The following is a 20,344-nucleotide window of genomic DNA, read 5'->3' as shown; positions in this document are numbered from 1 at the left end:
CACGCTTTTTTCGATCCGCTCATAACCTGATGTCCGTCGGCTCTCACAAGGAATTTCGCGCATGGCTGCGTCCAATAAATGGCTGATGTCTTCGCTGGCTTATTACCTCGATTTTTTCACCGCGCCGTTGTTTGTCCTGTTGGCGCTGTACCTCGGGCCCTTTCATGTTGGCCAGGCGCTGGTCGGCCTGCTGGCCTGGTCGCTGGTCGAGTATTGGGTGCACCGCTCCCTGTTTCACTCGCTGTACCGCCGTGAACACTGGACGCACCATGTCGACGTCCTGGCTTACATCGGGGTGTCCAGCTGGAAAACCAGTTCGGTGTACGCGCTGCTCTTGCTGCTCGCGTGGTGGACGGACCTGACGTCAGTGTTTGCCGGGGTGGTGGTGGGTTACTTCTGCTACATCTCGTTGCATTACGTGATGCACCGTCCGGAGCATTGGGCCTACCGCTTTATTTCCGGGTTAGTGGCCAACCACGACCTGCATCACCGCAAGGGCATCGAGAAAAACTTCGGCGTGTCCTCGCCGCTCTGGGACCACGTGTTCCGCACCTATATACAGCTCGATGCGCTGCCATCCGACGGGGAGCGCACGCAGTCTTGAACGTCATCCCCGTTGTGCCGGCCAATCAGGAATGATGGGCCGTCAGCAGTTGAACACTGGCGCGTAGCGTTCTTCGCGCTTCTTGAAGTGGATGGGCGCCATGGGGACTTTCTCGCCGTTGATGAAAAGGTCGGGGAAGGTGAGGGTGAAGTCGTCCATGTCGCCTTTGCCCAGGGGCGTTCCTTTCCACCCGCTGTGGAATTGTTCTCGCGGATCAAAGCCGGTTTTCAGCTGTTCGATACTGACTTGATAGCGCTGCCCGGTCGCCAGCGTCACCGTGACTTGCGGCGATGCAGCGCTGAGCCACAGTGCTGGCGGGGTCTGTCTGTAGGCCGCTTTGCGTTGCTCCGGGGTGTTGAGGTTGCGCAGGTAGGGAGGCGTGTACAGGCGACCAAACAGGCGCAGTTCAGTGTCCGTCGAACGTTGGTTGCCTGGCCAGCTTGAGGTTCCTGGCGGCGCCACATAAACCAATAGGTGCACCCAATTGAGCTCTTCCGATAACGGGGCAAAGCTCATCGCTGCCTTGGGTCCGGGGCAGGTGCGTGACAGCAGCGCGTTTTCGCCCAGGGGCGATTCCGGATGTAAATAAGGCCCCGTGCTGCATCCGGCAAGCAGTGCAAGCAGCGGATACAGGATGTACTTCTTCATAAGGGCAACTCCATTTGCTGTAGGGCGACGTTGCTTTGGAACGTGCGGGATTATTGCACGTGTCGGCGACAGCGTTATCTCTATAAGTACGGCTCCAGGTGGGCTGGCCCCAAGCATTTTCGAGGGTTGAGGAACGCCTGCCGGGCCGCAATCAGTGATAGGTTTGAGCACTTTGGTCAGTGGCGCCGGGCTGAAGACCGATGAATCCCATTTCAGGAAAAGGGTGAGGCCGTTGAAATTAAAATTCAGCCACGTGGATGTTCTGGTCAAGGATCTTGAGGAAGCCTGCCGGTATTACGCTCGAGTCTTTAGCGCAAGGATTTCAAAGACGCTCGACTGGCAGCGTGGCGACCTGCACGTGCATTTTGCGATTGTGATGTTTGGAACGGAGCGCCTTATGCTCGTGCAGCCGTTTACCGGCAATCTCAAGGTGCTGATGGACGCTAACGGCGAAGGCATGATCTACCGCCATTGTTATTCCACGCCGGACATTGAGGCAGCCTACGACGAGTTGGTCGAGGAGGGTGTCCAGCCGGAAGATGAAAACGGCAATCCGCTGTCTCGCGATAATCTGCAATCACCCAGTGGCACACGCATCATCTGGTTGCCGAAACGCTTTGGGCATTTTTCCATTGAGCTGCTTGAAGAAAAGGAACTGGAGGCTTTTATCAAGGACGCGTTTGCCGAGGAGGCATGAGGCCCGACCGCCTCCTCATGCCCGTCCAGGGGGCTCCAGGTGCCGTGTTATGCCATCGTGATCAGCATTATGGTCAGGTTCACCACGATGCCCAGGATCACCCAGCCCGCAGCGATCAGGACCTCGTAGGGCTTGCGTGACGGTGCGACACTGGCGAGCAGTGCTCCAACCAGCACGCCAGGGAAGCTGAACAGGTAGAACAGCCATGCCATGGACTCGGTGGCCCAGCTATCGAAAAGGTACAAGTACAGCGCCATCGTCAGCGCGACGCCACCGAGCACAGCCCGTGACGCCTTGAACAGCATGGCCATAGCCAGCACTGCCGCCTGCGGTAACCAATAGCCTGCGAAATTGCTCCAGAAGTACGGACCTTGTGCGCTGATCCAGAGTGCAACGGCCAGGCCCAGCGCAACGCCGATGATGGCGATCGAGGGGCGAGAGGGTACTGGGTTGGTGTTTTCTGCTGATCTCATTCCTTTGACCCAAGTGGCTATGTAGACCCTTAGCTGTGCAAAACACGGGCGACTGCCTGAGGCTACAGCGTACTGCCAGCCTCGAGGGTTTATTGCCCGGCCCAGGTGGCTTGCCAGGCCTTGTATTCCTCGACGGTGGCGGGCGAGTTCAGGCGGCTGAGAGTGGCCAGTTCGACGGCGGGATCCGGGTCGTCATCCGACACGGCGAACACCAGCAGAAAGTCCTCGCCGAACCCGGAGAAAACCCCTTGGTTGCGCAAGTTCTCCAGGGCCTGGACGCAGGTCTGGTACAGCTGGTCGCGGAAGGCACCAAAGCCGGGATCGTCCTCGATATCCAGGGCGCGCTCCCGCAGTCGGGTGCAGATCTGGCCGATTTCCTGGTCGGCGCCCTGGCCTTCGAAACGCCACTCTGCCGGTGAGAATTTGTAGTAGGCCTGGTCATCGGGGTTTTCGGCCTGATGACGCTGCTGGTGACTCCGGGTATTGCTGGCGATACAGGCGGTCATGGCCCCGCAATCGCTGTAGAGGGCGAAGCTGCACAGTGTTTCTTCAGGGTGGGCTTTGGCGATCTGGAGCAGCGCCTGCTTCGAGGCGGACTCAAGGTCAGCCTGCAATTGGGCAAAATCAAACTCACTCATGGGCGCGGATCTCCTTATGGGCGGCCAATAAAAAACGCCGCCCATGGTAATTCAAAGGTTGGTCAATGCTCGAACGAATGGCGCAATGTTTTGCTCATGGGGACGCAGTCCAAGGAGATACCGAGTGGCGACTCATAGGTCGCGATCTGCTCTCCCGCGTAGCCACAGTGTCGATAAAACGGCGCGGCGTTAAGCGTCGACTCCAGGCTTACTTGGTGCAGGTGCCGCTCCCGGGCAAGTTGCTCCAGGTGCGCCAGCATCTGCCGGCCTACACCCAGGCCCATGAACGTTGGCCTGATAAAAATGGCATCCACTTTGCCGCTCTGCAGATCGATCATCCCGGTGCCGACGATCTGCTGCTCAATGCTTGCCAACTGGTAGTGGCGCTCGACCATGGCGGCATAGGCGGGGGACGGGCTGTCGCTGGTCCAGATCCGGATCTGCTCGGGGCTATACACCCTTGAGCAGCCGGCTCTTATGGCCTCAACTCGGATGTCCCAGCAGGCCTGGGCATCCGCTTCCCTGGCGGGTCTGAATGTGAGCATGGCGTTTCTCCTTGAAAGCCAGCAGGACCCGGAAACCAAAAGGCCCCGTCCATCGCTGGCGGGGCCTTTTGGTCATACGTCAACACCGCTGCGTATGCCCTCACGACCCGCCGAAGGCGGTCATGTACGGGCGCATCATGGCGGTGTGGCGAATGTTGGTCATCGGCGGATCCTGGCGATGTGCTGCCGAGAAGTCAATGTCGGCGCGAGGCGGTGCCCCTCATCGCGCTGTGCGGAATCAGCAGACTTGGCCGCCGCTTTCTGCAATATCGGCCTGGGTGTTCCAGGCACTCAACGCGGCGATTCGCAGGCCTTCGACCAGTGTTTCCAGAGCCAGTGAAGGTTGCCCGGGTGCACTGCGCGCAACCTGTTCGGGCAGGTAGGGCACGTGGATAAACCCGCTGCGGACCCCTGAACCGACCAGGGCGTGCTGCAGGCTGTAGAACACCCTGTTGCAGACGAAGGTGCCGGCGGTCTGCGACACCGCCGCAGGAATCCCGGCCTCGCGCAGCGCCTTGACCATGGCCTTGATCGGTAGCGTGCTGAAGTACGCCGCCGGGCCACCAGCCTCTACCGGGGTGTCTATCGGCTGATAGGCCAGGTTATCCGGGATACGCGCATCGTTGAGGTTGATCGCCACGCGCTCGATGGACAGTTCGCTGCGACCCGAGGCCAGCCCGGTGGCGATGACCATCTGCGGGCTGTGCTCGGCGAGCAGTTCATTCAAGCGCGTACCCGAGGTGACAAATGCACAGGGCAACTGGCGGGCGATGATTCGTACGCCATCACACAGGTCGGTGCCGTCCAGGCGGCGCACGGCCTCCCAGGATGGGTTGATGGTGTCTTGGTCGAAGGGTTCGAAACCCGTCAGCAGCACAGTACGCATCATTGCCTCACATCAGCAGGTAAAGAAGAACGATATTGACCAGCAGCATCATCAGCGCGGTCGGCAGTTGGGCCTTGATAACGGCGTTCTTGTCGGGCAGTTCGAGCAGGGCAGCCGGCACGATATTGAAGTTGGCCGCCATCGGCGTCATCAGCGTGCCGCAGTAGCCGGAGAACATGCCGATCGCCGCCATCACTGCGGGGTTGGCGCCGTACACGCCCACCAGTACCGGCACGCCGACACCGCCGGTCATGACCGGAAACGCAGCAAAACCGTTGCCCATGATCACCGTGAACAGCGCCATGCCCAGCACGTAGACCATCACCGCAACCAGACGGAAGTCCAGGTTGATATAGGTGGTGGCCACGTGAGCCACGGCATTGCCGACACCCGCGTCATTGAACAGCAGCCCGAGCATCGCCAGCATCTGCGGCAGGACCATGGTCCAGCCCAGCGCTTCGGTGAGACGCCGCGATTCGCGCAAGGCTTGCAACGGCGTGTCCCGGGTCAGCCAGCAGGCCAGCGCCAGGGCGATCAGGCAGCCCAGGCCCAGGGAGACAAAGGTTGTGTTTTTCGGGTCAAGCAGCGGTACGCCGCCAATCTCATAGTGTTTGAGCAGTACCGAGCCGATTACCGTGGTCAGCGGGATCGCCAGCGCGGGAATGAACAGCTTGTGCCCCAGGCGTCCGGCACTGGCTCGCGCCGCCTTGACATGCAACTCGGCGTGAGCGCCGCGGCCCACGCCACCCAGGCCGGCGATCAGCGCCATCAGCACCACGCCGGCGCCTACCACGACCGTGGGCAGGCGCTCGCCAATCAGGAAGACCATGGCGAACAACAGCCAGAACAGGCCGCTGGACCAACGCTTGGGATGGCTGCGGTCAACCAGGATCATGCCCGCGGTAATCAGCAGCAGCACCCCGGCCAACCAGTACAGGTACTCAATGGAGATGATCATGCTGCGGTCTCCACTGGGGAGGCATGGCGGTCGGTGGCCGACAGTTTGCGGCTCAGCATGCGGTCGAATCGGTGCAGGCGTATCGCGTGAATGATGAAGGCGCAAATCGCGGTGGGAATGCCCCAGAAGGCGATATGCAGCGGCTCGACATCAATCCCCGAGCCCAGCAGGAAGGTGTGCATCAGTGCGATCGCGCCGAAGGCAACAAAGATGTCCTCGCCAAAAAACAGCCCCACGTTATCGGTGGCAGCGCACATGGCCAGGACCTTGTGACGCAGCACTTGCGGCAGCGGGCCATAGCGTTTTTCCGCGGCGCCTTCCGCCATGGGGGCCAGTAACGGCCGCACCATTTGCGGGTGACCGCCAAGGCTGGTCAGGCCCATGGCGGCCGTGCTTTCACGAACAAACAGGTAAATGATCAGCAGGCGCCCGACGGTGGCCCGTTCGAAGCGTGCAATCCAGTTCTGCGCGTGCAGGCGCAAGCCATGGCGTTCAAGTAGGCCGATGACGGCCAGGGGCAATAACAGGATCAGTTGCAGGGCACGGGTTTCCATGAAACCGTCGCCCATGGCGGCGAGGATTTTCTCCAGGGAAAAGTCAGCGGCAACGCCCGTGGCAATCGCGGCGGCGGTCACCACCAGCAGCGGATTGAAGCGCAGGACAAAGCCGACCACGATGACGAGCACGCCTATCAGCGGCCATAAGTTCACAACAGTTTGCATGGAGTGGAGGTCCTTAGCAGCGTGCCGCGGCGCCAGAAAAGCCGGAAGTGAAGAAGACCAGCAGTCTGGTTCGCTTCCTGAGCTTGGCGGGCAGCCCGACTCGGTTTTTTATTATTTGACCTGGAAGGTCGAGCGTCAGTGGCCCGCATCATTGCGGCTCGGGGGGGAGGCGTCCAACAAATAAACTTGTTGCTGCACAACAAGAAAGTTTATGAGCGTGTGACGCCCGCAGAGGCGAGCTAAGGCGGGGAATGGCACGCAAGAAGAGGGCTAAACAAGCGCAGTTTCAGATTTATTTGACGCTCAGGGTCAGCGCTGAAACAACGCTAACAGCCTGTTGGCACTGTCAGCGTTGAACGCGCACCGAGTATTCGGCGTCGGAGGCTGTCACTCGACGCGGCATACCCAGCGATGGTTGTGACGATAGGGTGCGCGGATAAAGTTCACATCGCAAACCAACACCAGGCCCTGGTGTTGAAGCGCTTCGGCGAGTTGGACAAGTGTCTCTGCTTCGATGGTCATGGCTATTACCTCGTCAGATTGACTGTGCTTACTCTTCTTGACCTGGCCCCGTCTCACGAAATTCAAATTTTTTGCCCGCAAAGCGCCTGACACGTCTTTTTGCGACACCTCCCCGGGTGGGCATTTTGGACGCAGGAAGGAAAGATTCGGCAAATATCGGGCTGTTGGTGCGCGCACTTTTTTGGGGCGTTTTATACGGTGGGGCCCTGCGTTTGCTGCCTTGGACAGAAGGCTGTTATTGCCATTGGTTTTATCGAACTTCAGCCACCGTTTCAGCGCCTTAAAAGTGCGCCAAAACAGGGCGATAATTAATCCCTGTAAACCGTACACCTTTAAAAACATGTGGTTATTTAAGGACTTAGGTGATTTTAATTCCGACGAAAGGCGTCAAATATCTTGTTACATCTGCTGCCGATAAGATAAGATTGCGTCGCGTTCACCTACCACGGTTTATGCATTTTTAATCCCAAGTTTCCATCAGCTACTTGGGATTTTTTTTGCCTGAAATTTAGTCGCAGCCACTGTTTCACCTTCACAATTGCGCACATTATTGGTTGTCCGATTGAACAGGTTTTATCGGCCCGCACTGCAAACTTCCCCTTCCGGCGCATGCCCTTCGACATGAACTTAACCCTGCCTCGAACGTCCGATAGGGACGATCAATTTTCCAGGGTTCAGCCCATGCTTTCTCAACGTTTCAGGTTCGCTGCTTTGCTGGTGTTTCTGGCCTCGCCATTGTTGAGCCACGCAGCAACGGACGACCTCGATCAAGCCGACGACTCTCAAGAGCAGGGAGCTCAAAGTACGGTTGCTCGCTACCAGTGCGAAGGCGGAATGCGCATCGAGGCGGCTTATCTGAACCTGCCCAATGGCGACTCGTTCGCCACGCTTCAGTACAAAGGGCATCTGATTCCCATGCACATCAGCCAGTCCGGCTCCGGCGCGTTGTATGTGGCCGATGACGAACAGAACAGTTATCGCTGGCACACCAAGGGCGACCGCGGCATGTTGTCGTTTATGGCTGCCGACCACACTGCCGAGGAAGAATCCATCTTGAAAGACTGCAAGGAGCTACCTGGTCTGGAATGAGGCGGGTCGAGGCATACGTCAGTCCCGACCTCGGTCTTTTGAACAGGCAAAAAAAAGCCCGCGGGAGAGCGGGCGAACGTAGTTTCTTGAATGAGCAGGCGGACTATAACCAGCGATGGCACCGGGCACAGTGAAAGAAAATTCATCTTTGCCTGATCCACGGCAAGGATGTGAGTCATTTCCTGGTCAAGGTGGCCTGCGGGGCCGGGGTATCCGCCGACAGATGTTCTACCCTGAACAAGGCTGGATCTGACCCTTTGCAGGAGAGCTGGGCATGACTAACGAGCATAAAAACCACCCTCAACAGCCGCAGGACCAGGACCTGGATCGGGACCTTGTCGAGCACGATGAGCCGCCGCCACAGACCTGGAAGCACCCGGACGACGGCAAGAGTCTTTCGGAGCGCGATGAAGAGCGGCCCCTGAAGCCTTGAGACGTGCCCCGCCTAAGAGCGGGGCTTTTTTATTGCCCACCTTGCAGCGATGCCTCCGGGTGTCGATAGCTTTTTACGTGCGCTGCCGTATTCACGCTGGCGCGCAGGTTGGACCAGGGAGAACAGCATGATCTTGACCACCACCCACAGCATTGAAGGCCGGACGATTGCCGCCTACCTGGATATCGTCAGCGCCGAGTCGGTCCAGGGCATCAACGTCGTGCGCGATTTATCTGCCGGCCTGCGCGACTTCTTCGGCGGTCGTTCACAGACCCTGGAGCGTGCCCTGAAAGAGGCACGGGCCCAGGCCACCGAGGAAATCCGCCAGCGCGCCGAGGTGCTTCAGGCGGACGCGGTGGTTGGCCTTGATTACGAAATCAGCATGTCGTCAGGTCGTGGTCGGATGGTGGTGGTGTTTGTCACCGGCACCGCGGTCAAACTCAGATAGACGCCGCAGGTTCAGGGGTGGATCGGGGTACACAACTCCACCAGGGTCCCGTCCGGGCAGCGCAGGTAAGACACCGTCTGCCCCCAGGGCTTGGCGCTGGGAGCCGAGAGTTCGCTGGCGCCCTGGGCCAGGGCCTTGGCATGAGCCGCAGGGACATCGTCGGTGACCAGGCCCAGTTCGATACCCAGGGGCTGCGGCGAGGAGTGTGCGGCGACGTGACCGGTGGTGAAATTCATGGCCGCCAGTTCATGGGCGGCGAAGGCCAGGGTGGTGGCGCCGCTCTCCAGCTCGCCATAGGTGCCGGACTCATGCAGGAACCGGCGGCTGAAGCCGAAAGCCTGTTCAAAGAATGTCAACGAGGCAGCAACGTCTGGGACGTAGACGATGGTGTAACCGAATTTCATGGCTTAACGATCCTTGTTGGTGATGGGCGGCGGAACATTATCATGTGGCCTGCCGTCGCACGGTATTTTGCTGTAAGGCCGTATGACTGAAACCTGGGCTGCAACCGTACGGCCGGGCAACGGATTCATGGCGTGACCTGGGTAAAGACCCAGCCCTGGATGGTCCATTGCAGTTGATGACTGGGCGCCAGGGCCGCCAGAAAATCCTCATCGTGGGACGCCACCACCATCGCCCCGGGAAAGCCCCGCAGCGCCGCTTCGAAGGCCTGTATCGATTCCAGATCCAGGTGGTTGGTGGGCTCGTCCAGCAGTAGGAGCCTGGCGGGAGTTGCGCTCCACAAGGCGACCGCCAGCGCCGCTTTCAAGCGTTCGCCGCCACTCAATTGGCCGCAAGGCTGGGTCACCCGCCGGGCATCGAGTTGCAGCTGTGCCAGGCGACTGCGCAGTTCGCCTTCGTTCAATGGCGTATCGAGCACACCCAGGTGCTGGATAATCGACCGCTCGGGGTCGAGCAGGGCCAGTTGCTGGTCGAGATAGGCTCCCTGGACCCCAACCCGGCACTCACCACTCAAGGGCTGAAGGTTGCCGGCGAGCATATTCAGCAGGGTCGATTTGCCGCAGCCATTGGGCCCGCGAAGGGCAATCCGCAACGGCCCGCTGGCGCTGCAGGTGACGTAGCTCGAAGGTGCATTGGCGGGCAGCCAGGGCAGTTGTGCGGCAGTCAGGCAGAACAGTTGCTGGCCGCCGGGCACTGCGGTTCCGGGCAGTGTGACCACAGTCGGCGCGTCTGGCAGCACCCGGGCGTAGGCCTGACTGACCTGCTGGTCGAGCTCGGTTTTTTGCGCCTGATGGGCATGGCGCACGTGGCCCATGATGTCCTGCGCCGCACCTTTCATCTTGGCCCGCTCGAAGCGGGAAACATTAGCGGTGTCGGCATTTTTGCGGGCGCCGGCGGCGTGGCGCAGGATGGTGTCGTGTTCGCGCTGCAGGCGTTTGCGCTGCCGGCTGCGTTCGGTTCGTGCCTGCTCGAGGGCGGCCTGGGCTGCGTCACTCTCGGTCAGCCGCTGTTGCTGGAACACGGCATAGTTGCCGCCATAGAGCCGGGCACCCTGGGGCGTCAGCTCGACGATGCGCTGCATGTGGGCCAGCAGGTGGCGGTCGTGGCTGATCACGATCAGGCCGCCACGCCACTGTTGCAGTTGTGCCTGCAGCCAGCGCCGGCCCTGGGCATCGAGGTGGTTGGTCGGTTCGTCCAGCACCAGCAGATCGGCCCCACTCAGCAGGGCGCCGATCATGGCGACGCGGGCCAACTGGCCACCGCTGAGGTGGGCCGCTGCCGTGCCTGGCCCGATATCAACGAGGTCGGCAGCGTCCAGCTGGCGCCGCAGGCGTTCGGCCAGACCCCAGCGTTCATCCAGTTGCTCCAGGTCCTCAAGCGAGGCGTTGCCAGCGCCCAATCGCTCAAGGGCGTCCAGAGCCTCAGCCAGACCTGCGACCTGGGCAACGCTGTGGCAGGGCGCGATGTCCTGTTGCTGGGCGAGGTATTTCACCCGGGCGCTGCGATGAATGCTGCCGCTGGTAGGGGCGAGTTCGTCGGCGATCAAGCGTGCAAGCACGGATTTGCCCACGCCGTTGCGCCCGACCAGGCCGGTAGGCAGGTGGTCGAAACTGAGGTCGAGGGCTTCGAACAGGGTTTGGCCATTGGCCAATTGAAAACTCAGCTGGTGCAAAGAGACCAGCGCAGGCAGCCGTGTGACGTGAGTCATCAGCACCTCCAGAAAATGTCGAAAAAAGCCAACAAGCGCCAGAGCGGCTTGTTGCGAATACATTTTGGAAGGCTTAGTTGTTCACGTCGGCAATCGTCCTGGAACGGGGGAAGGCGCACAGCCTAACGCGCAGCCCGGGCCTTTGACAACCCGGGTTTGCTTCAACTGGCGGCGACTTGATCCACCAGGCTTTCCAGAAACATCGCCAGGCCCACCTCTTCTGCCTTGAGCCCCTTGCGAGTCCTGGGCTTTGGCAGCTTGGCCAGTTCGCCGAGCAGGAAGCTGTCGAGCACGGCGGGGTGGATGTAGCACTTGCGGCACACGGCCGGGGTGTTGCCCAGTTGGCGGGAGACGTCCTTGACCATCTCGACGATGTGTTTTTTGGCCTCGGTTTCCGACTCCCATTGCAGTTCGCGCAGTACCGCCAAGGCCAGGGTGCTGCCGGCCCAGGTGCGGTAATCCTTGGCAGTGAAATCGGCGCCGGTCAGGGTTTGCAAGTAAGCGTTGACGTCCGAGGAGCTGACACTGTGGCGCTCACCGTTTTCGTCCAGGTACTGGAACAGGTTTTGCCCCGGCAGCTCCAGGCAGCGCTTGATGATGCGGGCCAGGCGCTGATCCTTGATGGTGATCTGATGCTCGATGCCGCTCTTGCCGCGAAACTGGAACAGGATCGCACTGCCTTTGACTTCAACGTGCCGGCTACGCAGGGTGGTCAGGCCGTAGGAACGGTTGTCGCGGGCATATTGGCTGTTGCCGACGCGAATCAGCGTGGCGTCGAGCAAGGTGATGACGGTGGCCATGACCTTGTCCCGGCTGAACCCGGGCGCCGCCAGCAGCGCCTCCAGTTGCCGGCGCAGTTTTGGCAGGGCGCCACCGAACTCCAGCATGCGCGAGTATTTGTCGGCATCGCGCACTTCGCGCCAGCGCGCGTGGTAGCGGTACTGCTTGCGGCCCCGGGCATCACGGCCGGTGGCTTGCAGGTGGCCGCGCGGATCGGCACAGATCCACACATCGCTGTAGGCCGGCGGCACAGCCAGGGCGTTGATGCGCTTGATCTCGTCCGGGTCCTTGATACGTTGGCCATCGGCGTCGAAGTAGTAGAATTTGCCGCGCAGTTTTTTGCGCCGGATACCGGGCTGGCTGTCATCGACGTAATGCAGGTCGGGTGGCAGGTCGACGGGCAGTGTAGTGTCGGGCATGGCAGTAATCCTTGGCAAAACGAGCGGGCCTGTATCGGATTGACCACGGCGCCCGGCAGTCGTGCCAAGGATTTTCGAGTGCCTCAGGCGAGGACCGCGACCGCCTTGATTTGTGCCCACAGCTGCTGGCCGGGGTGCAGTGCCAGGAGGTCGCGGGAGAAGCGGGTGATCCGTGCCAGCAGCGGTGTGCCGGCGGCATCGAGGCGCACCAGTACGTGAGCGCTGTTGTCGGCGGCAGTTTCCTGGCTGACCGTGACCGGCAGGCGATTGAGGATGCTGCTGTGTTCGCCGGCTTGCAGGCTGAGACTGACGTCCCGTGCCTGCACCTTGAAGCGCAGGCTCTTGCCGATGGCCAGGGGCGCATGGGCCACGCGTATCGTCAGTTGGCTGCCGGGCAGTTGCAGGGTCACCAATTGGTAGTTGGCGTCATAGTGGCTGACCCGGCCCTCGATCACCACGCCGGCGTCGTCGCCTAGGGCCAGGGGCAAATCGAGCCGGGCCAGGGTGTCGCCGATGGGACCGCTGGCCATTGCCTTGCCCTCGCTGAGCAGCACGATATGATCGGCCAGCCGCGCAACTTCGTCCTGGGAGTGGCTGACGTACAGCACCGGAATATCCAACTCGTCATGCAGGCGTTCGAGGTAGGGCAGAATCTCGCTTTTGCGCTTGGCATCCAGCGCCGCGAGGGGCTCGTCCATCAGTAACAGCCTGGGGCTGGTCAGCAGGGCGCGGGCAATGCCGATGCGCTGGCGTTCGCCGCCCGACAGGTTATGTGGATGGCGTTCGAGCAGGTGGCCGATGCCCAGCAGGTCGGTGGCGTGGGCCATGTCGACTTTGCGTTGGGCGCGGGGGATGCGCCGCAGGCCGAATTCGAGGTTGGCTTGCACCGACAGGTGGGGAAACAGGCTGGCTTCCTGGAACACATAACCCAGGGAGCGCTTATGGGGTGGGACGAAGATCTTCCTGCGGCTGTCCTGCCACACCTCGTCGTTGATCTGTACCAGGCCTTGCCCGGCTTTTTCCAACCCGGCGATGCAGCGCAGGCACGTGGTCTTGCCCGAGCCGGAGTGGCCGTACAGGGCCGTGACACCGCGCCCCGGAAGCTGCAGGTCGAGGTCCAGGGCAAAGTCTTGATAATCCAGGGTGAGGCTGACGCGAATCTCGGAACTCATGGGGTTCAACTCCAGCCGGCTTTGGTCTTGCGGCTGGAGTAGAGCGCCAGCAACACCAGGAACGAGAACACCAGCATGGCCCCTGCCAGCCAATGGGCCTGGGCGTATTCCATGGCTTCTACGTGATCGTAGATCTGCACCGAGACCACCCGGGTCTTGTCCGGGATATTGCCGCCGATCATCAACACCACGCCGAACTCACCGACGGTATGGGCGAAACCCAGGATCGACGCGGTGATGAACCCGGGGCGAGCCAGGGGCAGGACCACGCTGAAGAAGGTGTCCCACGGGTTGGCGCGCAACGTCGCCGCCACTTCCAGTGGGCGGGTGCCGATAGCCGAGAATGCATTTTGCAGCGGCTGGACCACAAACGGCATGGAGTAGATCACCGAACCTATCACCAGGCCGCTGAAACTAAAGGTCAGGGTGCCCAGCCCAAGGGACTGGGTGAGCTGGCCGAGATAGCCGTGGGGGCCAAGGGCCAGGAGCAGGTAAAAGCCGATCACCGTCGGTGGCAGCACCAGGGGCAGGGCCACCACCGCGCCGATCGGCCCGCGCCACCAGGAGCGGGTGCGCGACAGCCAGAGGGCGATCGGAGTGCCGATGACCAGCAGGATCAGGGTCGTCAACGATGCCAGCTTCAGGGTCAGCCAGATCGCGGAAAAGTCGGCACTCGCCAGCGGCATTTAGAGCTGGTAACCGTAGGATTTGATGACGGCGGCGGCTTTCGGGCCTTTGAGGTAGTCAACCAGTGCCTTGGCGGCCGGGTTGTCCTTGCCTTTGTTGAGGATCACCGCGTCCTGTTTGATCGGGTCGTGCATCTCGGCCGGAACGATCCACGCCGAACCGCTGCTGACTTTGCCGTCCTTGTAGATCTGCGACAAGGCGACAAACCCCAGCTCGGCATTGCCGGTAGACACGAACTGATAGGCCTGGGTGATGTTCTGGCCTTCAACGATCTTGCTCTTGACCTGGTCGGTCAGGCCGAGCTTGGCCAGGACCTGAGTCGCAGCCAGGCCATAAGGTGCGGCTTTCGGGTTGGCAATGGACAGGTGCTGATACTGGTTTTCCTTGAGCACTTTGCCTTGGCTGTCGACATAACCTTCCTTGGCCGACCACAGGGCCAGGGTGCCGATGGCGTAGGTGAAGCGCGAGCCTTTGACGGTGTCGCCTTCGGTTTCCAGTTTTTGCGGTGTGGTGTCGTCAGCCGACAGGAACACTTCGAACGGCGCGCCGTTTTTGATTTGGGTATAGAACTGCCCGGTGGCACCGTAGGCCGCGACCAGTTTGTGTCCGGTGTCCTTTTCGAAGTCAGCGGCAATGGCCTGGATCGGCGCGGTGAAGTTGGCGGCAACGGCGACTTGCACTTCATCGGCCTGGGCCGAACCAAAGGCAAACACGGCGAGGAGGGTGGCGAGGCAAGTCGGGGCAAATCCTGAGGCACGAATGGTCATGAAACGGCTCCGTTGAGGGCAAGTGCGCTGGGCAGTTTGTTGTTGGAAGTGGACTGCACCGAAGCAAGGGGGGTAATCGCTGTATAGCGGAATATATAGCGAATCGCCGACGAACGGAACTCTGCTGCTGGATGGGGTGAACGGCGCGCCACCACGGGTGCAATCGTGGTGGCGAACCCTCAGCGCCGGGCCAGCTTGGCCAGGGCTTGCTCAGCCAGGCGCCGGGTCAGTTCATGGGTGGATAACTCGAGCCCCAGGCGCAGTGCCTGGCCTGACCAGAGGTTGGCGAAGTCGGCGTCGTCCTTGGCGCGCAATGGCATCAAGGCGCCACCGGCCAGGGGGAAGGCCGGGGCCAGAGGGTTGATCGGACCGATTTCACGCATGATCCGGTTGACGATGCCCCGTGCCGGGCGGCCGGTGAACAGGTTGGTCAGTGCGGTCTGGCTCTCTTTGGCACTGCGCAAGGCCTGGTGATGGGCTGCGCTGATCTTGGCCTCCGGGGTAAACAGGTAGGCCGTGCCCAATTGCACCGCCGAGGCGCCCAAGGCAAACGCGGCCACAATGCCCCTGGCATCGCCGATGCCACCGGCCGCGATCACCGGCAGCGTCACCGCGTCGACGATCTGCGGCACCAGGGCCATGGTCCCGACCTGGCTGTTGAGATCCTCGCCGAGGAAAATCGCCCGGTGGCCGCCGGCTTCGTAGCCCATGGCGATGATCGCGTCGCAGCCATGCTGTTCGAGCCAGACGGCCTCATCGACAGTACTGGCCGACGACAGGATTTTCGCCCCGGTGGCCTTGACCCTCTCCAGCAGTGAGGGCTCCGGCAAACCGAAGTGGAAGCTGACGATTTCCGGGCGCAGTTCCTCCACCAGTTCGCAACTCACGTGGTCGAAGGGCGCGCGGCTGCTGACCGGGGTTGGCGCGTCGAAGTCGGCACCCAGTTCGCGGTAATAGGGTTGCAGCAGGTTTTTCCACTGGGCATCGCGCTCGGGATCGGGGGCAGGCGTCTGGTGGCAGAAGAAGTTCAGGTTCAGAGGGGCCTGGGTGGCCTGGCGAATGTTTTGCACTTCCTGGCGAATCTGTTCCGGGCTGAGCATGGCGCAGGGCAGGGAGCCCAGCGCGCCGGCCTGGGCCGCCGCGATAACCATGGCGGAGCCGGTGGCTCCGGCCATCGGAGCTTGAATGATCGGCAGTTCGATCCCCAGCAAGTCAATAATTCGGGTGTCAGGCCATTGGCTCATGTGCAACTCCTCTGCGCAGTAAAAGTAATGACGACAGCGCCAGGGTTTGTAGCAGGAGTCACCTGGAAAAGGCCAGCCGACTTTATCGCCTGAGAGGTCAAAAGGCTGCCCGGGTCCCGATAGAGCCCAACTGCAGCGGTTACTCCGGCAGCCAGGGCGCTGCCAGCTTCAACGCGCCATGCCCGCCGCGGCGTACGCAGGCCAGCACCGGCATCCAGTCCAGTTCGGTGGGGCGTACCTGGTTGGTGCTGACCAGCCGAACCTCACCGGACGAGCCGCCCGCCGGCCCGGCGTCTGGTATGTACACCGAGAGCCATGTGCCCTGGGTTTCCAGGACCAGGCAAAACAGCCAGCCCTCGTCTTCGCAGATCAGGCCGACTCGAGCGCCTTCGACGTTTTCCAGGCCGGCCAGGTGAGCCGTGGCGTCTTTGAGCAAGCCGTAGCCGGGGATCTTGCCGAGGACGTTTTCTTCCAGGGCATTGAGCAACTTCGAAGCCGGGCCGGTTTTGGCCAGCAGTCCGGCGATAAAGCAGATCAGCACCAGCATCAGCAGTGCTACCAGGGTGAACAGGGTCACACCGGCGATGCTGTACTGGGCGAACATCGGCAACAGTTGATGGATCGGGCCGCGCAGCAGGTGGACGGCTTTTTCCAGCAGGATCACCACCAGCACCAGCGGCAGGATAAACAGCAGGCCTCCGGCAATTGTGGTCTTGATGAAGTTGAACATTGCTATCCCTCGCAGGTGACTGGGTGGTTGCCGAGGTCAAAGCATAGTCGTGGCGGGTGCCTGGGGAACGGTCTTTGCTGCGGCCGGGCGGGAGGTCGGTGCCTTGTGATTCAAGGTCGAAGTTCATTACCCTGCCACGGGCAATGAGAGCCACGGGGCCATTCGGGAGACAGTCATGTTCAACGGCATTTTGATCGAGAAAGACGAGCAGGGTTATCGCGCCAATCTGCAGCGGATCAGCGACGAGCAGTTGCCGCCGGGAGATGTGACGGTGCGCGTGGCCTACAGCACGCTGAATTTCAAGGATGGCCTGGCCATTACCGGCAGCAGCCCGGTGGTGCGCAGCTTCCCCATGGTGCCGGGGATCGACCTGGCCGGCACGGTCGAAGCCAGCACTCATCCCGACTACCAGGTGGGTGACGAGGTGCTGCTCAACGGTTGGGGTGTCGGTGAGGGGCATTGGGGCGGCCTGGCTCAGAGGGCCCGGCTTGACGGAAACTGGCTGATTCCGTTGCCCAAGGCCTTCAGCGCGGCCCAGTCCATGGCCATCGGCACCGCAGGTTACACGGCGATGCTCGCGATCCTGGCGCTGGAACGTCATGGCGTCACGCCGGAGCAGGGCGAAGTGCTGGTCACCGGGGCCAATGGCGGGGTTGGCAGTTTTTCCATCGCACTGCTGGCACGTCTGGGGTATCGGGTGGTGGCCTCAACCGGGCGGACCGCAGAACACGCCTACCTGCAGCAATTGGGGACCAGTGACATCATCGATCGTGCCAGCCTCTCCCAACCCGGCAAACCCCTGGCCAAGGAGCGTTGGGCCGCGGTTATCGACTCGGTGGGCAGCCACACCCTGGCCAATGCCTGTGCTGCAACTCGAGCCAATGGCATGGTCGCTGCCTGTGGCCTGGCCCAGGGCATGGACTTCCCGGCATCGGTTGCGCCGTTTATCCTGCGCGGCGTGACCCTGGCGGGGATCAACAGCGTGACTCAGCCCAAAGCCTTGCGGATGCTGGCCTGGGACCGTCTGGGTCAGGACCTTGACCCGGCGCTGCTGCCGCTGATCAGCCAGGAAATCGGCTTGAGCGAAGCCATCGAGGCCGCTCCGCGCTTGTTGGCGGGCCAGTTGCGCGGCCGGGTGGTGGTGGACGTCAACCGCTGACCTGCTGGCCAATAATCAATTTCAATCAATACCTGAACAAGGAATAAGGCCCATGGATGTAAAAATGCGCGAGGTGTTGCCGTTCAGTGTTGCCGGTTTGCAGGTGCGAACCCTCAACGCCACTGAACAACAGCCGGAGACGGCGCAGATCGGCCCGATGTGGGCGCGTTTTTTTATCGAAGGGCTGTTCGAAAAGATCGAGCCTCGCGAGCCTGATTCCTTTGTCTATGGCGTGTACTCCGGTTATGAGTCCGATGCCACGGGGGCCTTTGATGTCACCGCCGGGGTTGAAGTGACCGGTGCGGCAGAGGGCTATCAGTCGGTGCAGGTCGAGGGTGGCCAATACCTGGTGTTCAGCGCGAAGGGGCCGCTGCCCGACAGCGTGATCCAGACCTGGGGCCTGGTCTGGGCCTACTTCGAAGACCGTCCAAAGTTGCGCCGCAAGTTCGCTACGGATTTCGAGGTCTACACCGGCCCAGACTCGGTTGCGGTCTATATCGGCGTTCATTCGACGGATGCAGCGGCTGCCAGTCACTGATAACAGGTCACGCCCCTGGCAATGCGTGAAAGCGCGGTTGCCAGGCGGTTGCGCTTTAGGCTGTCGCAGCTAGCCGACTCTTCAGCCCGCGTGGCGAAACGTCAGGTTGATCCGCTGCTCGCCCAATTGCTCGTGGCTGCCAGCCTTGAGCGGCAGCACACCATGAAAGCGCAGCCGGTCGACGCCACCCCACACCACCACATCACCGTGCAGCAACGGGACCCGCAGTTGTCGGTCGCTACGCTGCTCGCCGCCAAACAGGAACATCGCCGGCAAACCCAGGGAGACTGAGACGATGGGCGCGCTGTAATCGCGTTCGTTCTTGTCCTGGTGCAAAGACATCCTGGCCCCGGCGACATAACGGTTGATCAGGCAGGAATCGGGGCTGAAGCCATCGAAACCCGCCGCCTGGGCCGCGGCCCGGGCCAGTTGCTCGAATACTCCGGGCATTGCCGGCCAGGGTTGACCGGTCTGCGGGTCGAGGCGGGCGTAGCGATAACCACTGTGGTCGGTGGTCCAGCCCAGATTGCCGCAACTGCTCAAGGCCACTGACATGGTGAAGCCGCCAGGGGTAACCATGCTGCGAAACGGCGCAACGACAAGCACCGACCTGAGGGCCGGCAGCAGGCGCTCGACCCAAGGCAAGGCGAAACCCCTCAGCACCCGGGACTGTTGGCCGATCTGTTCGGTGCGTGCGGGTTGTGCCAGATCAGTCTCGGTAAACAGGCCGAGACTGGGGGAGGGGTCGCTGCTGTGACTACTCAAGGGACACTCCGAGGAGATGCCGTCTCGGCGCCGTTTGAATGGGGCGTCGGACAGGGCGCGGACGTTACAGGGCTTTACTCACGCTGACATCGCTGATCACGTCTTCGGACTGGCCATGCAACGCCAGCAAGGCCGCCTGTGCCTCTTCCTGGGTGCCGGTCTCGAGTTGGGCGAATTCGAAGCGACGCTCGCCGTTGAGCTTGTATTTGATGACGTACTTGGTCGTTTGAGCCACGGGCGTACCTGTCTTAGGTTGGCGAGGTGAGAGCGGAATCAGCGCAGTTTAGAGCTGGAGCGGCGGACGATCTTGATCGAATGCTTCAGGCTCGGTTTGCGGGTAACGCTGATGGCGCGGGTGGTCACGGTGTCGATGGTGATGTTCCAGAAACCGGTACTCGGCGCGGTGATCTTGGCCGGGAACTTGTCGAAGGCCCCACCGTGGTAGCTGTGGCGACCGCCATTCTTGAAGCTGCGGAAGTTGGCGTCGCTCATCAGGCGAATGTTGCAGGTCTGGGAGCATTCGATGACGACAATATCGTCCTCGTTGAGGTGCTCGCGCTGGTGGATAAATTTCATGGGCGCCTCCAGAAGGGCTTTTTCTACAAAATCAAAACGATAGCTGAAAGATGGCGCAGTTTATCAGGCCGCACGGGGTAGTAGCGGGCCGCGCCCGCCGGGTTTGACAATTTAAAACAGTTATTTACCGATTTATGAGCGATAAAACCTCCCGCGCCGGAGAAAAACACCATTTACACTGTCGGACGGTTTTTATTGGAGGATTTGTATGAAGTGGGGTGTGTTGATTCTGGCTCTGGCGATCAGCGGTTGTGCGACCGTCTCGGATATTAACCAGGCGCCGCCCACCCTGAACGTGATTTCGGGGAAAAAGCCGCCGGAGTACGCCAAGTGCGTCACCGAGAAGTTGGCCGGCAGCCGGGGAGCCTTGCAGGTCGAGCCGCACAAGGACGGCATGCGCATCATTGTTCCGCAGAAAGTGTCTTCAGGTCCGACTGCGGTGTTTGATATTGAAGAGCGCTCGGGAGGCAGCAGCATCAAGCTGCACGAGAGCATGTCCAACGTTCCAATGCGCCCGGGCGATATCCGCAAGGCCGCCGAGGAATGCATTTCCGGCTGACCGCCGCTCGATTTTTTTCAACAGCCTGCCGCGCTTCGGGTCTCGAAGCGCCGCGGGCTTTTTTGTGATGAATATTCAGGCGTGCGGTGGGTCGACTCCGATTTTGCAGTTGTAG

At 61.2% G+C, this 20,344-nt stretch carries 27 protein-coding genes; 8 read left to right on the top strand and 19 right to left on the bottom strand.

Features of this window, described 5'->3' with window-relative positions; translation table 11 throughout:
* Positions 1-61 precede the first annotated feature (61 nt).
* The gene (locus JFU57_RS24435; RefSeq protein WP_078473032.1) at positions 62-604 is read left to right on the top strand and encodes a sterol desaturase family protein; all 543 of its coding nucleotides are present in this window, start codon (positions 62-64) and stop codon (positions 602-604) included.
* Positions 605-646: 42 nt separating this feature from the next.
* On the opposite strand, the gene JFU57_RS24430 is transcribed toward JFU57_RS24435, so the two are convergent.
* Positions 647-1,252, bottom strand: a complete 606-nt coding sequence (locus tag JFU57_RS24430; RefSeq protein WP_201131036.1) for a hypothetical protein — start codon at positions 1,250-1,252, stop codon at positions 647-649.
* Between the two features lie 232 nt (positions 1,253-1,484).
* Here JFU57_RS24430 and JFU57_RS24425 point away from each other — a divergent pair, with 232 nt between their 5' ends.
* The gene (locus tag JFU57_RS24425; protein ID WP_201132186.1) at positions 1,485-1,949 is read left to right on the top strand and encodes a VOC family protein; all 465 of its coding nucleotides are present in this window, start codon (positions 1,485-1,487) and stop codon (positions 1,947-1,949) included.
* A 47-nt stretch (positions 1,950-1,996) separates the two neighbouring features.
* On the opposite strand, the gene JFU57_RS24420 is transcribed toward JFU57_RS24425, so the two are convergent.
* The 7 genes from JFU57_RS24420 to JFU57_RS24390 form a co-directional block, all read right to left on the bottom strand.
* The gene (locus JFU57_RS24420) at positions 1,997-2,422 is read right to left on the bottom strand and encodes a hypothetical protein (RefSeq protein ID WP_201131035.1); all 426 of its coding nucleotides are present in this window, start codon (positions 2,420-2,422) and stop codon (positions 1,997-1,999) included.
* 89 nt (positions 2,423-2,511) lie between these two features.
* Positions 2,512-3,060, bottom strand: a complete 549-nt coding sequence (locus tag JFU57_RS24415) for a DUF4303 domain-containing protein (protein WP_201131034.1) — start codon at positions 3,058-3,060, stop codon at positions 2,512-2,514.
* 62 nt (positions 3,061-3,122) lie between these two features.
* Entirely contained in the window at positions 3,123-3,605 is a 483-nt protein-coding gene (locus JFU57_RS24410; RefSeq protein WP_078473028.1) for a GNAT family N-acetyltransferase, read from the bottom strand.
* A 238-nt stretch (positions 3,606-3,843) separates the two neighbouring features.
* Positions 3,844-4,491: a pyroglutamyl-peptidase I gene (pcp, locus tag JFU57_RS24405; protein ID WP_201131033.1), complete on the bottom strand. Its 648-nt coding sequence runs from the start codon at positions 4,489-4,491 to the stop codon at positions 3,844-3,846.
* Between the two features lie 7 nt (positions 4,492-4,498).
* Complete coding sequence (locus JFU57_RS24400) at positions 4,499-5,449, bottom strand: DUF979 domain-containing protein (RefSeq protein ID WP_078473027.1); 951 nt, start codon at positions 5,447-5,449, stop codon at positions 4,499-4,501.
* Positions 5,446-6,171: a DUF969 domain-containing protein gene (locus tag JFU57_RS24395; RefSeq protein WP_201131032.1), complete on the bottom strand. Its 726-nt coding sequence runs from the start codon at positions 6,169-6,171 to the stop codon at positions 5,446-5,448. The genes JFU57_RS24400 and JFU57_RS24395 overlap by 4 nt, the downstream gene beginning before the upstream one ends.
* A 387-nt stretch (positions 6,172-6,558) precedes the next feature.
* Positions 6,559-7,035, bottom strand: a complete 477-nt coding sequence (locus JFU57_RS24390) for a hypothetical protein (protein WP_201132255.1) — start codon at positions 7,033-7,035, stop codon at positions 6,559-6,561.
* 339 nt (positions 7,036-7,374) lie between these two features.
* Here JFU57_RS24390 and JFU57_RS24385 point away from each other — a divergent pair, with 339 nt between their 5' ends.
* The 3 genes from JFU57_RS24385 (at position 7,375) to JFU57_RS24375 (ending at position 8,663) form a co-directional block, all read left to right on the top strand.
* Positions 7,375-7,782: an MliC family protein gene (locus JFU57_RS24385; protein ID WP_242487524.1), complete on the top strand. Its 408-nt coding sequence runs from the start codon at positions 7,375-7,377 to the stop codon at positions 7,780-7,782.
* Positions 7,783-8,056: 274 nt separating this feature from the next.
* Positions 8,057-8,215: a hypothetical protein gene (locus tag JFU57_RS24380; protein WP_178102991.1), complete on the top strand. Its 159-nt coding sequence runs from the start codon at positions 8,057-8,059 to the stop codon at positions 8,213-8,215.
* Positions 8,216-8,342: 127 nt separating this feature from the next.
* Positions 8,343-8,663 carry a YbjQ family protein gene (locus JFU57_RS24375; RefSeq protein ID WP_078473024.1) on the top strand — a complete coding sequence of 107 codons (321 nt, stop codon included), beginning with the start codon at positions 8,343-8,345 and terminating at the stop codon, positions 8,661-8,663.
* 11 nt (positions 8,664-8,674) lie between these two features.
* On the opposite strand, the gene JFU57_RS24370 is transcribed toward JFU57_RS24375, so the two are convergent.
* The 8 genes from JFU57_RS24370 to JFU57_RS24335 all read right to left on the bottom strand — a co-directional run bounded on the left by JFU57_RS24370 (position 8,675) and on the right by JFU57_RS24335 (position 16,632).
* Positions 8,675-9,067: a VOC family protein gene (locus tag JFU57_RS24370; protein ID WP_078473023.1), complete on the bottom strand. Its 393-nt coding sequence runs from the start codon at positions 9,065-9,067 to the stop codon at positions 8,675-8,677.
* A gap of 125 nt (positions 9,068-9,192) precedes the next feature.
* The gene (locus tag JFU57_RS24365; protein WP_201131031.1) at positions 9,193-10,833 is read right to left on the bottom strand and encodes an ABC-F family ATP-binding cassette domain-containing protein; all 1,641 of its coding nucleotides are present in this window, start codon (positions 10,831-10,833) and stop codon (positions 9,193-9,195) included.
* Positions 10,834-10,994: 161 nt separating this feature from the next.
* A complete protein-coding gene (locus JFU57_RS24360; protein ID WP_201131030.1) occupies positions 10,995-12,032 on the bottom strand; it encodes a DNA topoisomerase IB in 1,038 nt (345 codons plus the stop codon).
* A gap of 83 nt (positions 12,033-12,115) precedes the next feature.
* Positions 12,116-13,204 carry a molybdenum ABC transporter ATP-binding protein gene (gene modC / locus JFU57_RS24355; RefSeq protein WP_078473021.1) on the bottom strand — a complete coding sequence of 363 codons (1,089 nt, stop codon included), beginning with the start codon at positions 13,202-13,204 and terminating at the stop codon, positions 12,116-12,118.
* 5 nt (positions 13,205-13,209) lie between these two features.
* Positions 13,210-13,890, bottom strand: coding sequence for a molybdate ABC transporter permease subunit (gene modB, locus JFU57_RS24350; RefSeq protein WP_201131029.1), 681 nt, complete (start codon positions 13,888-13,890; stop codon positions 13,210-13,212).
* Positions 13,891-14,658 carry a molybdate ABC transporter substrate-binding protein gene (gene modA / locus JFU57_RS24345; protein WP_207202228.1) on the bottom strand — a complete coding sequence of 256 codons (768 nt, stop codon included), beginning with the start codon at positions 14,656-14,658 and terminating at the stop codon, positions 13,891-13,893. It lies immediately after the preceding gene.
* Positions 14,659-14,837: 179 nt separating this feature from the next.
* Entirely contained in the window at positions 14,838-15,902 is a 1,065-nt protein-coding gene (locus JFU57_RS24340; RefSeq protein WP_078473018.1) for an NAD(P)H-dependent flavin oxidoreductase, read from the bottom strand.
* Positions 15,903-16,041: 139 nt separating this feature from the next.
* Positions 16,042-16,632 carry a hypothetical protein gene (locus JFU57_RS24335; RefSeq protein WP_078473017.1) on the bottom strand — a complete coding sequence of 197 codons (591 nt, stop codon included), beginning with the start codon at positions 16,630-16,632 and terminating at the stop codon, positions 16,042-16,044.
* A gap of 175 nt (positions 16,633-16,807) precedes the next feature.
* Here JFU57_RS24335 and acuI point away from each other — a divergent pair, with 175 nt between their 5' ends.
* Both acuI and JFU57_RS24325 read left to right on the top strand, forming a co-directional pair.
* Positions 16,808-17,791, top strand: coding sequence for an acrylyl-CoA reductase (NADPH) (gene acuI, locus JFU57_RS24330; protein WP_201131028.1), 984 nt, complete (start codon positions 16,808-16,810; stop codon positions 17,789-17,791).
* A gap of 52 nt (positions 17,792-17,843) precedes the next feature.
* A complete protein-coding gene (locus JFU57_RS24325) occupies positions 17,844-18,329 on the top strand; it encodes a GyrI-like domain-containing protein (RefSeq protein ID WP_201131027.1) in 486 nt (161 codons plus the stop codon).
* An 81-nt stretch (positions 18,330-18,410) separates the two neighbouring features.
* On the opposite strand, the gene alkB is transcribed toward JFU57_RS24325, so the two are convergent.
* From alkB to JFU57_RS24310, 3 genes are all read right to left on the bottom strand, one after another.
* Positions 18,411-19,055, bottom strand: coding sequence for a DNA oxidative demethylase AlkB (gene alkB, locus JFU57_RS24320; protein WP_242487516.1), 645 nt, complete (start codon positions 19,053-19,055; stop codon positions 18,411-18,413).
* A gap of 103 nt (positions 19,056-19,158) precedes the next feature.
* Positions 19,159-19,329 (bottom strand): hypothetical protein, encoded by a 171-nt coding sequence (locus JFU57_RS24315; protein WP_178102990.1) that lies wholly within the window; start codon positions 19,327-19,329, stop codon positions 19,159-19,161.
* A 38-nt stretch (positions 19,330-19,367) separates the two neighbouring features.
* Positions 19,368-19,670, bottom strand: a complete 303-nt coding sequence (locus tag JFU57_RS24310) for a DUF1883 domain-containing protein (RefSeq protein ID WP_020294662.1) — start codon at positions 19,668-19,670, stop codon at positions 19,368-19,370.
* Positions 19,671-19,878: 208 nt separating this feature from the next.
* Between JFU57_RS24310 and JFU57_RS24305 the strand changes: the two genes are divergently transcribed.
* Entirely contained in the window at positions 19,879-20,229 is a 351-nt protein-coding gene (locus JFU57_RS24305) for a hypothetical protein (RefSeq protein WP_078473013.1), read from the top strand.
* Positions 20,230-20,344: the final 115 nt, after the last annotated feature.

The organism is Pseudomonas sp. TH07, from assembly GCF_016651285.1.
Classification (GTDB): Bacteria; Pseudomonadota; Gammaproteobacteria; order Pseudomonadales; family Pseudomonadaceae; genus Aquipseudomonas.
The sequence above is the reverse complement of the archived record's forward strand: the minus strand, read 5'-3'. Positions and strand labels throughout refer to the sequence as shown.

What these genes read in the sequence shown, in the direction of transcription:
- JFU57_RS24435 (WP_078473032.1), top strand. Translation starts at nt 62, where the DNA reads ATGGCTGCGTCCAATAAATGGCTGATGTCTTCGCTGGCTTATTACCTC.
- JFU57_RS24430 (WP_201131036.1), bottom strand. Translation starts at nt 1,252, where the DNA reads ATGAAGAAGTACATCCTGTATCCGCTGCTTGCACTGCTTGCCGGATGC.
- JFU57_RS24420 (WP_201131035.1), bottom strand. Translation starts at nt 2,422, where the DNA reads ATGAGATCAGCAGAAAACACCAACCCAGTACCCTCTCGCCCCTCGATC.
- JFU57_RS24415 (WP_201131034.1), bottom strand. Translation starts at nt 3,060, where the DNA reads ATGAGTGAGTTTGATTTTGCCCAATTGCAGGCTGACCTTGAGTCCGCC.
- JFU57_RS24410 (WP_078473028.1), bottom strand. Translation starts at nt 3,605, where the DNA reads ATGCTCACATTCAGACCCGCCAGGGAAGCGGATGCCCAGGCCTGCTGG.
- pcp (WP_201131033.1), bottom strand. Translation starts at nt 4,491, where the DNA reads ATGCGTACTGTGCTGCTGACGGGTTTCGAACCCTTCGACCAAGACACC.
- JFU57_RS24400 (WP_078473027.1), bottom strand. Translation starts at nt 5,449, where the DNA reads ATGATCATCTCCATTGAGTACCTGTACTGGTTGGCCGGGGTGCTGCTG.
- JFU57_RS24395 (WP_201131032.1), bottom strand. Translation starts at nt 6,171, where the DNA reads ATGCAAACTGTTGTGAACTTATGGCCGCTGATAGGCGTGCTCGTCATC.
- JFU57_RS24390 (WP_201132255.1), bottom strand. Translation starts at nt 7,035, where the DNA reads ATGTTTTTAAAGGTGTACGGTTTACAGGGATTAATTATCGCCCTGTTT.
- JFU57_RS24385 (WP_242487524.1), top strand. Translation starts at nt 7,375, where the DNA reads ATGCTTTCTCAACGTTTCAGGTTCGCTGCTTTGCTGGTGTTTCTGGCC.
- JFU57_RS24380 (WP_178102991.1), top strand. Translation starts at nt 8,057, where the DNA reads ATGACTAACGAGCATAAAAACCACCCTCAACAGCCGCAGGACCAGGAC.
- JFU57_RS24375 (WP_078473024.1), top strand. Translation starts at nt 8,343, where the DNA reads ATGATCTTGACCACCACCCACAGCATTGAAGGCCGGACGATTGCCGCC.
- JFU57_RS24370 (WP_078473023.1), bottom strand. Translation starts at nt 9,067, where the DNA reads ATGAAATTCGGTTACACCATCGTCTACGTCCCAGACGTTGCTGCCTCG.
- JFU57_RS24365 (WP_201131031.1), bottom strand. Translation starts at nt 10,833, where the DNA reads ATGACTCACGTCACACGGCTGCCTGCGCTGGTCTCTTTGCACCAGCTG.
- JFU57_RS24360 (WP_201131030.1), bottom strand. Translation starts at nt 12,032, where the DNA reads ATGCCCGACACTACACTGCCCGTCGACCTGCCACCCGACCTGCATTAC.
- modC (WP_078473021.1), bottom strand. Translation starts at nt 13,204, where the DNA reads ATGAGTTCCGAGATTCGCGTCAGCCTCACCCTGGATTATCAAGACTTT.
- modB (WP_201131029.1), bottom strand. Translation starts at nt 13,890, where the DNA reads ATGCCGCTGGCGAGTGCCGACTTTTCCGCGATCTGGCTGACCCTGAAG.
- modA (WP_207202228.1), bottom strand. Translation starts at nt 14,658, where the DNA reads ATGACCATTCGTGCCTCAGGATTTGCCCCGACTTGCCTCGCCACCCTC.
- JFU57_RS24340 (WP_078473018.1), bottom strand. Translation starts at nt 15,902, where the DNA reads ATGAGCCAATGGCCTGACACCCGAATTATTGACTTGCTGGGGATCGAA.
- JFU57_RS24335 (WP_078473017.1), bottom strand. Translation starts at nt 16,632, where the DNA reads ATGTTCAACTTCATCAAGACCACAATTGCCGGAGGCCTGCTGTTTATC.
- acuI (WP_201131028.1), top strand. Translation starts at nt 16,808, where the DNA reads ATGTTCAACGGCATTTTGATCGAGAAAGACGAGCAGGGTTATCGCGCC.
- JFU57_RS24325 (WP_201131027.1), top strand. Translation starts at nt 17,844, where the DNA reads ATGGATGTAAAAATGCGCGAGGTGTTGCCGTTCAGTGTTGCCGGTTTG.
- JFU57_RS24310 (WP_020294662.1), bottom strand. Translation starts at nt 19,670, where the DNA reads ATGAAATTTATCCACCAGCGCGAGCACCTCAACGAGGACGATATTGTC.
- JFU57_RS24305 (WP_078473013.1), top strand. Translation starts at nt 19,879, where the DNA reads ATGAAGTGGGGTGTGTTGATTCTGGCTCTGGCGATCAGCGGTTGTGCG.